The sequence below is a fragment of the Mesobacillus persicus genome (assembly GCF_900109925.1).
Taxonomy (GTDB): Bacteria; Bacillota; Bacilli; order Bacillales; family Cytobacillaceae; genus Mesobacillus_B; species Mesobacillus_B persicus.
In genome coordinates, this window is the sequence record NZ_FOBW01000020.1 from 48,155 (window position 1) to 61,728 (window position 13,574).

General features: G+C 38.4%; 12 protein-coding genes. 4 read left to right on the forward strand and 8 right to left on the reverse strand.

Going from position 1 to position 13,574, the window contains the following annotated elements:
• Positions 1-963: 963 nt before the first annotated feature.
• Entirely contained in the window at positions 964-1,749 is a 786-nt protein-coding gene (locus BMX30_RS20455) for an HAD family hydrolase (protein ID WP_090749818.1), read from the reverse strand.
• A 161-nt stretch (positions 1,750-1,910) separates the two neighbouring features.
• On the opposite strand from BMX30_RS20455, the gene BMX30_RS20460 reads away from it, so the two are divergent.
• Complete coding sequence (locus tag BMX30_RS20460) at positions 1,911-2,858, forward strand: endonuclease I family protein (RefSeq protein WP_244532683.1); 948 nt, start codon at positions 1,911-1,913, stop codon at positions 2,856-2,858.
• Positions 2,859-2,947: 89 nt separating this feature from the next.
• On the opposite strand, the gene BMX30_RS20465 is transcribed toward BMX30_RS20460, so the two are convergent.
• Positions 2,948-3,487, reverse strand: coding sequence for a hypothetical protein (locus BMX30_RS20465; protein ID WP_090749820.1), 540 nt, complete (start codon positions 3,485-3,487; stop codon positions 2,948-2,950).
• 266 nt (positions 3,488-3,753) lie between these two features.
• Here BMX30_RS20465 and BMX30_RS20470 point away from each other — a divergent pair, with 266 nt between their 5' ends.
• A complete protein-coding gene (locus BMX30_RS20470) occupies positions 3,754-4,713 on the forward strand; it encodes a D-2-hydroxyacid dehydrogenase (protein WP_090749822.1) in 960 nt (319 codons plus the stop codon).
• 69 nt (positions 4,714-4,782) lie between these two features.
• Here BMX30_RS20470 and BMX30_RS20475 read toward each other — a convergent pair whose 3' ends face one another.
• The 4 genes from BMX30_RS20475 to BMX30_RS20490 form a co-directional block, all read right to left on the reverse strand.
• The gene (locus tag BMX30_RS20475; protein WP_090749834.1) at positions 4,783-5,304 is read right to left on the reverse strand and encodes a DNA topology modulation protein; all 522 of its coding nucleotides are present in this window, start codon (positions 5,302-5,304) and stop codon (positions 4,783-4,785) included.
• Between the two features lie 123 nt (positions 5,305-5,427).
• Positions 5,428-6,342 carry a pseudouridine-5'-phosphate glycosidase gene (locus BMX30_RS20480; protein WP_090749823.1) on the reverse strand — a complete coding sequence of 305 codons (915 nt, stop codon included), beginning with the start codon at positions 6,340-6,342 and terminating at the stop codon, positions 5,428-5,430.
• Positions 6,342-7,406: a PfkB family carbohydrate kinase gene (locus BMX30_RS20485; protein WP_090749836.1), complete on the reverse strand. Its 1,065-nt coding sequence runs from the start codon at positions 7,404-7,406 to the stop codon at positions 6,342-6,344. The genes BMX30_RS20480 and BMX30_RS20485 overlap by 1 nt, the downstream gene beginning before the upstream one ends.
• A gap of 340 nt (positions 7,407-7,746) precedes the next feature.
• Positions 7,747-8,499, reverse strand: a complete 753-nt coding sequence (locus tag BMX30_RS20490; protein ID WP_090749824.1) for an NADPH-dependent oxidoreductase — start codon at positions 8,497-8,499, stop codon at positions 7,747-7,749.
• Positions 8,500-9,235: 736 nt separating this feature from the next.
• Between BMX30_RS20490 and BMX30_RS20495 the strand changes: the two genes are divergently transcribed.
• Both BMX30_RS20495 and BMX30_RS20500 read left to right on the forward strand, forming a co-directional pair.
• Positions 9,236-10,453 (forward strand): CynX/NimT family MFS transporter, encoded by a 1,218-nt coding sequence (locus tag BMX30_RS20495; RefSeq protein WP_090749825.1) that lies wholly within the window; start codon positions 9,236-9,238, stop codon positions 10,451-10,453.
• A gap of 31 nt (positions 10,454-10,484) precedes the next feature.
• Complete coding sequence (locus tag BMX30_RS20500) at positions 10,485-11,159, forward strand: SOS response-associated peptidase (protein WP_090749826.1); 675 nt, start codon at positions 10,485-10,487, stop codon at positions 11,157-11,159.
• 61 nt (positions 11,160-11,220) lie between these two features.
• Here BMX30_RS20500 and BMX30_RS20505 read toward each other — a convergent pair whose 3' ends face one another.
• Both BMX30_RS20505 and BMX30_RS20510 read right to left on the reverse strand, forming a co-directional pair.
• Positions 11,221-12,342, reverse strand: coding sequence for a YecA family protein (locus BMX30_RS20505; RefSeq protein WP_090749827.1), 1,122 nt, complete (start codon positions 12,340-12,342; stop codon positions 11,221-11,223).
• A 128-nt stretch (positions 12,343-12,470) separates the two neighbouring features.
• Complete coding sequence (locus tag BMX30_RS20510) at positions 12,471-12,770, reverse strand: hypothetical protein (RefSeq protein WP_090749828.1); 300 nt, start codon at positions 12,768-12,770, stop codon at positions 12,471-12,473.
• Between the last annotated feature and the right edge of the window lie 804 nt (positions 12,771-13,574).

Genomic DNA, 13,574 nt, shown 5'->3' on the forward strand with positions numbered 1-13,574 from the left:
ACTCCTTTTGGTGTAATTTATCAAAGTATTCAGAATAGAAAAGACGCAAAGACTTGATATTTTTGTATTACTAAGCATTTCAATCTCACTGTAAGTTGGAAAGGCTTAGTTACTGAAAACGAATTGAACTTTTAAAGTCATCCTTTGTTTTTTTCTAAAATTGGAATTTCTTATTTGAGTATGTGAATCAGTCCCCCCTCGTAAAAAGGTATTGACCTTTTTTTTCGTTACTTAGCTCCTGAAACGATTTTTAGAGTAATCCTCCATTTTCCAACAGGGCAACCGCTCTAATATGTATCGGTTACGCGTGACAAATGTACGATTTTTAATTATGTTCTTCATAAGTTTTGTTAAATCCTCCTCATATTACAGAATATTCAGATATTTACTAAAAATATAGTTCCATTAGTAAAATATTCCCCCCTGTTCTTATCCCACCCTCTATCTTTTCTATTTCTACCTGTTTTTACTTCTTCCTAGTCCTTCAACGATCATCCTGTTAGATGTGCTAAACAATGCTTTATAACGAACGAGCACACCTAGCCTTTAAGAACAAAGTTGTAGTACACATTTCCGATGATGCTTCCAAAACTAACTTTAAGAAAAGCGTATAACAGTTTGACAGGGGGTTCCTCTGTTTTGTTATTATTTCTAACATATTTTTTGAAAATTAAAAAAATACGTTAGAAATAGAGAAAAGTTTTGCGCCTAGGCCAATTAGCCACCAACATAATCTTCTAGAAATAAGAAAAGAATATAATTTGGAGGTGATTTATTGTGAATGAAAAAGAAACTAGCTATCCCAATGTTCAATTAAAAGGAAAGTTGAATAAACAAAAAGGGGAAAAGGAAGCCGGACAAACAAGATACGGACAAACAAAGCAATCAAAATAAACGTGAAATAGGCATCGGCCGTATGCCGATGCCTTTAAATTTTACAGTTTTCAAACCTGCGAGTTTTCTTTATCCTAACTTCTCTAACAATGGATAAAGCTCTTCAAGATGCTGAATCTCATACGTTGGAATGACCTCGTTCCGCTCTTTTTGGTGACGATTAATCCAAACTGATTTCATCCCGACCCTATTTGCCCCGAGGATATCGGTCATTAGGTTATCCCCAACCATAATTGCTTCGTTTTTGTCTACCTTCATGAGATCCAATGCGTGTTCAAAGATACCTGGGTCTGGCTTCCCTTTGCCATAGTCACCTGAAATGACAATTTGATTAAAATAAGGAACAAGTTCTGAAGTTATCTTCAGCTTTGTTTGCTGAAGATCCGGAGAGCCATTTGTTAGCAGCAATAGTTGGTAGTTTTCCTTTAATGCATCCAAGACCTGAAACGTTTCCTCGTAAACAAACGGGAGCCTTTTTCGTTCTTCAGGGAATGTTTCAGCTAATTCGAAGCCGAACTCGCAGTCATCAACCCCCAGTTTTTTCAACCCTATTGTCCAGGCATCTTTACGATACGCAGGAACAATCTCTTTCATTTTCCTAAACTCTTCGTGGTCATCTGGAAAATTACCCCAAAGCCCTTCGAATGGGTTGATTCCAATCATCTGTGTGAAAGAGTAAGTTTCATACGAAGCGTATAGCTCCCTTGCAGCTTGCCGAACAGCCACTTCTAATTTTTCTGGATTTACGCCATAGCGTTCCTCCGCTATTTTACAAGTAGCAATAAAGGCTTCTTGGATACTTTTCTGATCCCAAAGGAGTGTATCATCTAAATCAAAAAAAATTGCTTTTATCATATTCTTCCTCACTTATCTCATTTTAATTTGTTTAATAGTTTACCATTTTTTTAATAGAAAGAATATATGAATAAAATATTTATCTGATTTTTCTACAATATTCAATTCGTTATAATAAGAACAGAAGACATTAGTCAATTTCTTACATGAGGAGAACTTTTATGGGGAAGCAAAAGAAGCCAAAAAAGGACACAAAAAAGAAAAAGATTAAAATGGTGGGTCACAAACCTTTGGAACGAATAGATTTAAAAAAACAATTGGCTTTTTTAAAAGCGAACAAAAGAAGAATCCAGCAAAATCAGGAGCTCTATTATAACGAACAACAAAACCAATGCGATCTCAATCACTATTATGGTTCTATTTTTGAAGAATCAACTAATTTAAGTTCATCACTAACTAAACTACTAATGAAATCGCATAAAAATCAAGTTCCATATTTTATTAGCAAGGATTTATATTTATATACTTGGGTCGACTTGTACCCAGATGGAACAGTGAAAAGTATCTACTCAGGGGAAGAAAAAGATCCTGCTAGCCTAATCGTCAATGACCAAGAAATCATCCGAATAAAGTACGAGGAATTTCTAAAGTATTTCCACGAGGTTGGTCAGGATGAATATGTTTCATTAAAGAAGTTAAAATCAATCGATTGGAAATTCAGATTTAACACCGAACATATCGTTCCACAATCCTGGTTTGGTGCCTTGGAGCCAATGAAAGGTGATTTACACCACCTGTTTACCTGTCAACCTGACTGTAATATATCAAGGTCAAATTTCCCTTATGCCGATTTCACCTTTTATACGCCCGAGTCTGTATATGAACCTATCCAAAATCATTGCGGGGTAGCTATTAATGAAAAGTTCGAGCCAGAACATGGCAAAGGAAAAAGTGCCCGTGCGATGCTCTATTTTTTATTAAGGTATCCTGATGCGATTAAACGTAGCTTTCGAAATTCGATTGACCTACCCCTGCTTAAACGCTGGAATCAACAATTTCCCGTCACACTATATGAAAAACACCGAAACCAATCCATCTATATGATTCAAGGCAACAGAAATCCATTCATTGATTTTCCGGACTTAGCGGAGGAGATAAGCTTTCTTTAGCTTGACTTAACGTCCTCTCTCTACAACAAAAGGTATGGACTCGAAAATAGCCCATACCTTCTTTCGGTTGTCTTAGCTCAATTTCGTACCTATTTTCTAATCATACCTGTCCACACAATATAATGAAACTCGATTACAGCCTTTGTAAGCCCTGTCCAATAGGTGAGGCAAGGAGATCTATATCTTTTATATCTTTGTAAAGATGGTTCCTCTTTTATGGTTGTTTTAATTTCATTATCCTTTTCAACCGACTTCTGACGGGGTGAGTCTTCCTGAATTGTCTCTTCCTGAACGGAAAGCGTTTCGATTGGTTCTTCCTGAATGTCTGTTGTGGTAGAAAGCATTGACTTCATTGCCTCGGTAATGACGTTTTCTAACTCCTCTATCGAGAATTCCTTAATAGAAATCCACCCCCGGGAGTCCACCGTGAACCCATTCTTCTTAATGGTTTCCTCGGACATATACTTCCCCACAACATACCCATTTCCGGTGGAATGCAATTGCGTTGCCAACACTTGGCCCCTTTGCTTGCTCTCAGGATAATGAAAACTTACTTTGCCATTACTCATTTGCTTTTCTTCAAGTTTAAACGAATGGAATATCGCCTTTTTTTCTTCAAAAGATAACATTTTTAATAGTCCCCCTCCCGGTAGAAATAGATTATGATTGATTGCACTACTAATTATATGGATGCTACTTTAATAAAAACCTCTCTATATAACACTTCCTTTTAAATTAAAAAATCCCTGCATTCTTTTTTAAAATAGCTTCAAAATTATTAGATAACTAATAATAGTCTTACAAATAATCTTCATTGGGATTGTTTGTCCTTTTCGGAAAAGGTATAGTGAAGAAAAAAGATTAACTGTTGTTACACATTTACGGAGGGATGAATTTGCGAAAAAGGAAATTACTTATCACTCATAATGTAGATCAAAGTCTTATAGAGTCCGTTAAAAGAATTGTCCCTGATTGGGAGCTTATTACTGGAAGAGATGCCTCGATTTGGCAGGGGCACTTACAGGATGCTGAAGTTATTGTCGGTTGGAAAAAGGAAATGAAGGACCTTTTCGAACAAGATTCAAAGTTGCGCTGGCTTCAGTCATGGAGTGCAGGAGTGAACAGTATGCCGTTAGAGATCATGCAATCTAGAGGAATTTACCTAACAAGTGCAAATGGGGTACATACTTTTCCAATCTCCGAAACCATCTTTGCACTGATGCTGGGCTTAACCCGAAAAATACATACATATGTTAGAAATCAAACCAAGAAAACCTGGGAGGCCTCCGGGCTTAAGTTAGAAATACACGGTAAGACCATTGGCATCATCGGTGTTGGAGCGATTGGAAAGGAGACAGCCAAAATAGCTAAAGCATTTGGTATGAAAGTATTAGGGATCCGGCATTCTGGGAAACCTGATCTGTCAGTAAACAAAATGTATAAGCCTGACGCTTTAAATGAGGTTTTACCACAATGCGATTATGTCGTCGTTACTCTACCGCTCACTGAGGAAACTCATCGAATGTTTGGCTCAAATGAGTTTAAGCAGATGAAACAGACTGCCTTCTTCATCAATATCGGACGCGGCCCCATTGTTGATGAAAAGGCACTTATTACTGCTTTAGAGGAAAAACAAATTGCTGGAGCCGGACTTGATGTTTTCGAAAAAGAACCTTTGAATGAGCAGAGCCCATTATGGGAAATGGAGAATGTCATCGTTACCCCACATACCGCTGGTGCCACAGAGGACTACGCAAAAAGAGTAGTAGAGGATATCTTTATCCCAAATCTCAAACAGTATTTAAACAATCAACCACCAACACTCAACCTAGTCGACTACAAAAAAGGTTATTAAGTTAATAAGGAAACAACTGGAAGGTGCCAGGCGCCTTCCAGTTGTTTCCTTTTCTCCATCTCACCTTTGTTATTTTCTTCGGGCATCTAAAAAATCCTGTATTTGCTTTTTACTGTTTAGAATAATAATGTTTTTATTCGCTTCCGTTTCTTGAAATGAACGGAATCTTTCTTTCATCTTCTTTTTCCTAGAGTAGAAGGTAGTATAAATGAATTTTATAAACTCCCAATCTAGCTTCTCCTCGCAGCCTTCTCCCATATCTGGGCGCGTCTTCCCGATATTGGTCACCCACCGTTTAACGACGCGATATAAACATACATATAGTGGAAGTTCTAAGTAGATGATTGTATCCGCATATTGTATGCGAAGATCAAAAGTGTTGCCATAATTACCTTCAATAATCCACTCTTCTCCCTCCATGATTTTCTTTTGGGCGTCGGCGAACTCTTCAAGAGGTGTTTCAATCCAACCGGGCTTCCAATACAATTTATCCAGATGATGTACCTGTATCTGCAAAGCTTCCCCTAACGTACGGGCAAATGTCGTTTTCCCAACTCCTGGAGAAACTCCAATCACCATAATGCGCTTCACCAAATGCCCACCTCCCGCTCAAATTGCTTATCCATTATAAACGATTCCGCAAAAGGATAGTTGAAGATAATCAGAAATAAATAAAAGGCAACTACTTTAGAAAGCAGTTACCTTTTCATCTAATTAACTTTGTGAATGAAAGCTAACAGCGATTTGCGCACCTACCACTGCGTTATTTTTTACTAGCTCGATATTTGATTCGAGGCTCTTTCCACCCGTCAACTCTTTTACCTTCGCTAATAAAAATGGTGTTACCTCTTTGCCACTGATATGGTTCTCTTCGGCCTCTTGTAATGCTGTTTCAATTACATTTTTAATCATTTGCTCATCCATCGCATGCTCTTCGGGAATTGGATTAGCGATTACCGCGCCTCCCTTTAAATTTAGATCCCATTTTGTTTTTAACGTAGAAGCTACTGTTTCCACGTCATCTGCTCTGAAATTAACAGCAAATTCACTCGTTCTCGTATAGAAAGCAGGAAGAACATCCGTTTGATAACCAATGACAGGGACACCTTTTGTTTCAAGATATTCCATTGTTAAACCTAAATCCAAGATGGACTTCGCTCCCGCACAGATGACGGCAACATTTGTTTGAGCTAACTCCTCTAAGTCTGCAGAAATATCCATGGATGTTTCTGCTCCTCTGTGGGCACCACCAATTCCTCCGGTAACAAAAATATTAATTCCAGCTAGTTCCGCACAGATCATTGTCGCCGCAACCGTTGTTGCACCAAGCTGTTTCGTAGCAATCAAATAAGGTAAATCACGTCGTGACGCTTTAGCCACATTCGAGCTCTTCCCAAACATTTCAAGTTCCTCATCTGATAAACCAATCTTGATTTTACCATCCACAATCGCAATTGTAGCGGGTACCGCACCGTAATCACGGATGATTTGCTCCACCTCACGTGCCGTTTTCACATTTTGCGGATACGGCATTCCATGAGAGATGATGGTTGATTCCAAGGCAACGATTGGCTTTCCCTGCTCTCTTGCTTCAAGTACTTCTTCAGAATAAGTAATATATTGTTCCATTATAATTCCTCCATGTCTTTTATTAGTTGGGTAGCTGATAAATCTTGGCGAACTGTATAAGATGATTGAAGAGTTTTTGATGCATTGACGGTCCCAGCTTTAGCAATACTTTGTAAAGGTTTTCCTTCCAACCAGCTAAAAATCACAGCCGAACTAAAGGCATCGCCCGCTCCTGTCACATCGACAACTTGTTCCGTTTCTATGGCAGGCTGATGAAAAATCCCTTCTTCCTTATTTCCAAACATTGCACCTTCCTTACCATTTGTAACCACGACATTTGAAATACCAAGAGCAAGCCACTTCTCCACGATTTGTATCCATTCTTCTTTACTCTCCACTTTGCAGTTAAAAAAAGTTTCCGATTCATCACGATTTGTAATCAGCCATGTAACACCCGATAGCTCATCTGGGAGTCGATTCATTTTTGGAGACGAAACCGGAATAAAAGCAAGCGGTACATCATGAGCATTTGCAAACTGCGCAATAAATTGAAGGGTTTCTTTAGGACAGTTTAAATCTGCAACAATACATTTGGCGTTACTGAGCAAACGCTCTTGTTGTTGAACCACTTCTGTTGAGATTGAATCATATACATCCATATCAGCAAGGGCAATGATTAAGTCTCCTGACGAATCTAATACAGCCGAATAGGACCCTGTTGCCATTCCCGAAATCTGAGCGACAGAATTCAAATCCATGTACAAGGAAGAAGAATCTTCAATAAACTTCCAATCAGAATCCCCTCCACAAGCCGTTAGCAATACGGATTCCATTCCTAAGCGACCTAGGTTTTCAGCGATATTTCTCGCCACTCCACCAGGGCTCTGATTGGATTTAACTGGGTTAGAAGTGCCTAATTGAGCTTTATCCTTCAGATAAAACTTCCGGTCAATATTGGCTCCGCCTATACAGATAATCGGTTGGGATTCTTTTAAAATATAAGCTCGTCCAACAATATAACCCTTTTTCGTCAACCCAGATATTAAATTCGCAATCGATGGACGTGATAAGCCTAGCGCTTCCGCTACTTCTTGTTGAGAGACATAAGGGTTCTTTCGAATCATATCTAGTAGAAAGTGTTCTTTCTCTGAAATATTCCCAGACACAGACCCACACCCCAAACTTTTGTTTATTTTTAAAACTTATGTTTAGATTATAACTTACATAATCGATTTCGTCTAGCCTAGCTTTTACCTATTTTTGTTTTATTAAAATTACTATCGTTAAACAAGGAGTTACTTTTCCTCAAATCAACTTCATATCCTCCTTACGGGGGATTAACAGCGTTACTGATTTACAGCCTTTGGGAAATTAAATTATTGTGACGGTTCTTATTAGTGTTTTCACTCTTCCTCCATAAAAAAAAGCAACCAGCTTAGCACCGGTTACTCGAGGATGTATCTATTATTTATAATCGAATCCTTGTTTTTTTATCGCTGGTGCAACTGCCCTCTCATAAGCTTCAAATCCTTTATCATAGAAAGATGCTATTTTGGATGACCAGTTTGATGAATCTTGTCCATTCGTACGTTTGCTCATATATGTAGATATTTCGTTATCATATTTGTTTATTAGAGTATTCTGTCTATCTAAATCATATTTTTCCCTATGAAGAACAGCTTCAAGTGGAAGACGAGGCTTTTGTTCAGGTACATTCCTTGGATATCCAACAACGAGACCGGAGATTGGGAAAACATATTCAGGTAAACCTAATGCCTCTATAAAGACATCTGGATTTCTTCGGATTCCACCAATTGGAACAATTCCGAGACCCATAGACTCTGCTGCCGTCGTTGCATTGGCTAAGGCAATTCCAACATCTGTAGAACCAATGATTACAGCCTCGATATTGTCTGCAATGCGAAATCCTGCCTCATTTTTCTCCGAAGCTAGCTTTGCCCGATAAAAGTCAATGCAAAACACAAAAAATACAGGTGCCTCATCAATCCATGTTTGATTCCCGGCAGCCATCGCTAACTTTGCCTTTCTCTCTTTGTCACGTACTTCTATTACACTTACCTGCTGACCATTGATCCAATTTGGAGCAGCCATTGCAGCTTCAATAATTGTCTTTGATTGTTTTTCCGTAACCTCCCTATCCGTTGAAAACTCTCGAATAGAACGGTGGTCTTTTAATAACCGTATCATTTCATTCATATGATCACTCCCTACTAGATACCTTACATACTTTCAGGAATTAATTCAAATGATGTCTATTTTGAACGCCCTATATAAAATGGCTTGGATAGGAGTCCTTCCAAGCCATTTTACATTCATTTCAAATTTGGAGCAAAACGGTAATTATCCTAGTAGGAATCTTATCTCAACTTTAGCGTTACTAAAAGAGAGACAAAGTTGGATTAATTTAAGTAATTGAGGATTTTTCAGGTAGGGATAGAAAGTTTAATTAAATGAGCTTCAATAAAAAAGTACTTTTTCGTGGTTATTTATGAGTGTTGATTTCAATCTCAACAACTTCATCATGGCCACATTGGTCACACTTTTGTGTTTCTTTTGTAAAGCCCATACATTGTTTACAGTAATGCTTTGTCATGATATTTCCTCCTTATAAAAAGAATGTGCAAATTTAATTTGACATGAAGGAGTATTTTTCCTGCATCAAATACAGATTTTTATAAGATATTAGCCAAAGAAAAAGTTCACCAGTACCTTTCTGCTCTTTTCCCCTATCCTTAACTTTGTAAACCAACTAAAAAATTCAGAATTTTTATATACAAACAAAAGAAAGTTCATTATAATAGTTCGAATACCTATACTTTTTCCATTAATTTACCTAGGCTGTGTTAAACGAGTATAGATTGGTTGTCATAAATCTATAATGATTTATCCTTAACACGGTTCACATAAAAACGTGGAGGTAGCAAACAAACGTATGAAAGATTCTATTTATCGAGGAAAATGGCTCTTAATTATTGGAATTATATTTGTTGCCTTTAACTTACGGCCTGCAATTACATCAGTTGGACCACTAGTAGGCTTTATCCGTGAAGATACAGGAGTTTCAAATTCACTAGCAGGTCTATTAACGACTCTACCGCTCTTAGCATTCGCTTTAATCTCTCCATTTGCACCAAAAATTGCATCCCGGTTTGGAACTGAACGAAGCATATTCATTGGTCTATGTTTGTTAGGAGTGGGGATTCTTATCCGGTCCATTGGACTTTTATTTCCCATCTACCTAGGAACAATCCTTGTTGGCTTAGGAATTGCTATTTGCAATGTATTGCTTCCAGGTCTTGTAAAACAAAACTTCCCTGGAAAAGTTGGTTTGCTCACAGGAAGTTATACGTTCTCAATGGCTATCTGGGCTGGATTGGCTCCAGGACTAAGTGTCCCATTAGCCAGTACCTTGGACCTGGGCTGGCAAATGTCCTTAGCTGTATGGGTGCTCTTATTGTTTACGGCCATCCTAATCTGGGTCCCTCAAATCCAAAGGAATAAAAAAGAGCTTATAAAAACAAAATTAAAAACACCAAGTGCATCTTTATGGTCATCGCCCATCGCTTGGCAAGTAACCTTTTTTATGGGACTTCAATCAATGATATACTTTAGTTTAACCGCGTGGTTACCAGAGATTGTTCACAGCCAAGGAATTAGCATCGCCACTGCGGGATGGATGGTATCCTTGATGCAATTTTCCGGACTTCCGGCAAATTTCCTAATTCCAATTCTTGCAGACCGGCTTCCCAACCAAAAAGGAATTGCCCTTGGGATTGGTCTCTTTTGTTTAACAGGTTTGCTCGGACTTCTTTCCGGAGGCAACACCCTAGTCCTTACTGTCAGTATCATCTTGATTGGCATTGCCCTCGGAGCAGCTATTAGTCATGCACTCACGCTTATTAGTTTACGTGCATCCAACCACTCACAAGCTTCCGAATTATCCGGAATGGCGCAATCTGTCGGGTATATGCTAGCATCCATAGGTCCGTTTATCCTTGGATACCTTTATGATTTGTATGCAAATTGGACGTTTCCCCTTATTCTTCTCGCGATTGTAACGATATTGTTCACATTTGCCGGTATAGGAGCAGGTCGGAATCAATACGTTCTTCAAGAAAATAAAGAAGCAATATCGACGAATTCACTTTAGAAACAAAAGATGTATTTGAGGTGGGATGAACATGTGTGGTCGTTTTACACTGACGGCAAGTTTTGAAGAGTTAATTGACCGCTTTAATATAGAATCTTTTTTACCAGAAGAAGACTATCTACCTAATTACAATGTCGCTCCTTCTCAATCTGTTTTAGCAGTAATCAATAACGGCTCCATTAATAAAATGGGGTATTTACGTTGGGGGCTTATTCCACCATGGGCGAAAGACATGAAAATAGGCTATAAAATGATCAATGCACGGGCAGAATCACTCTCGGAAAAACCAAGCTTTCGTAATGCCTACCATAACAAACGCTGCCTAATTATCGCTGATAGTTTTTATGAATGGAAACGTCAAGATGATCAGACGAAGATTCCCATGCGCATTAAACTGAAAACAAATGAAGTATTTTCGATGGCAGGATTATGGGAAAAATGGGAATCGCCTGAGGGAAAATCAATTTTTTCATGTACAGTTATTACGACTGAAGCAAATGAATTAGTCAAGGATATCCATAATCGAATGCCTGTTATTCTTAGACCTGAAGAAGAAAAAATTTGGCTAAACCCTGATACTAAATATAATGAATTGAACCCGTTGCTCAAACCATTCAACCTGGAGCTAATGGAGGCATATGAAGTAAGTGCAATGGTTAACTCTCCTAAAAATAACTCAGTTGAACTGATTCAAAAAATATGTTAGCTTAACAAGAAAACAGCCTGGTAATCCACGGCTGTTTTTTCGGTTAAACATTTGGTGATATTTATTTTGTTTTATCCTCTGTAAAACGAACTGTGGAATTTCCCTTTTTACTCTTTGCCCTTGCCTGGTCCAACATCATATCTTTAATTGACAACTTTTCCAACTTCTCTAATTCACCACTCAGAGTGGTTTCCAATTGACGGTATGCTTTTGAAAGAGAAGCTACATTAACCCTGTATTTTTCAGCTAAATCCTTTTGGCTATAAATTCCTAAGCCTGGTATATTCAAATCAACGAAATAGTGTAGGGCAGCCGCATATATCTCTGGCTTTCTAATAATGGGCTTTTGTTTTAGACAGTAGATATTCCACATAACTACTCCAAGCTCAAGTAGTTGTACCGAAAACTTAGGATCCTCTACTGCCATTTCACCATAGATATCAACGACTTCTAGATAGTATGGATCTTCCCAATGCATATCATCAATTGCATTCGAGTCAAACAGAACCCAATTTACAATATAAGGGAAATCGTTTGCCAAAAACTCAGAGAAGTCACTAAACTCACTTTCAGCATATATATCAGACAAGAATTCCGCCAGTATATCCCCATCTTCTTCATCAAAATGAAGAGCGAATAAAAAATAAGAATAATACGTTCCATAAGGAAGTAAAAACCCTAAAAGGGACATGCCCACTTCTAATTTAGGAGCATTTTCAAAGACCTTTACTTTTTGGATTTCTTTAGTAGCAAAATCTTCAACTTCCATCCAGTTTCCATCAGTTAGTTTCGTAATGGTTGAGTAGCTAGGTGAAACAGTATCCCACTTCTCTAGCTGACTCATGACAGCCGGGCGCAATTTCTTTCCAGCGCGCTTCTCTTCTATAAATTGTTCAGTAAGAGTCTTTGTCATAAAAGGCTTTGCCAAAGTAGCCCATAAAATCAGGAGCGTTGTAAGCAAAATCCCCTCTTCTTCCGTTATCTCGTCTTCTGGGAAATAATTATCTAAGATGGCATAAAAGGGTTCTGGATTCTTCTTTTCAAAGAAACCGTAAAGTTGTTCTTGAAGTTGATTAAGTTCCTTGCTAATAATTTCATCCATGGAAATGACCTTATTTAAACAGCATTTCTTGTATTTTCTTCCACTGCCACATAGGCATTCTTCATTGCGACCTATAATCATATTTCTATCCTTTCTGGGATGCTATGTTAATAAGTTTCTAACATTATCTATCCGTCTGTCAAGAAAACAACAAATTTTCTAAAAGCGAGAGGGCACACTGTATCCAGTGTGCCCTTTCGTTCTATTGATTAGCTTATTTGTGCTTTAGATCTATAGGCATCAATTAACAGAACCAACCCTGTTAACATATGCAAAATCATACCTACAAAAGGAATCCAAGCAAGTAAAGAAGTAATAATTCCTAGAATGCTTCCATGCTTATTTTGATAATGATTTACTGAAAAAACAAGAGTCACAATATGCAAAACGAGCATGACTAGCAAAGGAGTCCAACCAAACCCAATAACTATTGACCCACCGAGAATTGGGATTCCAAGAAAAGCCTCAAGACCACCCGTTACCCATTTTAAAGTCGTAGATGTCCCCATACTTTTATCCCCCATTTCAAACTTTATCTTATTAACTCACTCTTTATTCTAACATGCTTTATCCAATTTGTGTTTCCGCTACCTTCCTTTTGCTAAGTAGTTGCTACAAATCATCTAGTTGGGCTGCCCTCTTCTCAGTCTCTTACTTGTATTAATAGGCGGAGAATTTCCGGTTATGTATATAGAGGAAGCTAAAAAAGCGAAAATAAGCGAAGATTTTCCGATTAACTGCTCTAAATAAGACAAAATTCAAAAACTTGGATAATATAAGCGGAAAAACTCCCCTTATTTTAAGGAAAATATGGATATTTCCCAATTTAGCCGGAATTCTTCCGTTTATTTATCATACCATTTGCATGGCAACGTCCTACTCTCACAGGGCAAACCCCCAACTACCATCGGCGTCGAGGCTAAACTCCCATGTTCGGCCTCGGGTTGCCATGACCGGCGGAAACGAAATGCGGAAGCGCCTCGAACAGCCCGACAGAATGCGTTTTTTCCTCTCGAATCGATTGGCTTATGACTCGGGGCTAGGCGCTGATGCTTGACATCTCTTCGTCAGCCTCAGGCTTTCCAGTCCTCACGTACATCGTACGTTCCGGGCTTCATTCCTTCGCTTCCTCGACCTCCTTGGTCCTGACGACCGACCCTCGGGTTTCTGCATATCAATCTGTTACTCAATCATTGTCCTAACGGACATTATAAAATCAAAAAAACAACCAAAAGTTTGGTTGTTTTAAAGTGCCTGGCAACGTCCTACTCTCACAGGGGGAAACCCCCAACTACCATCGGCGCTGAGAAGCT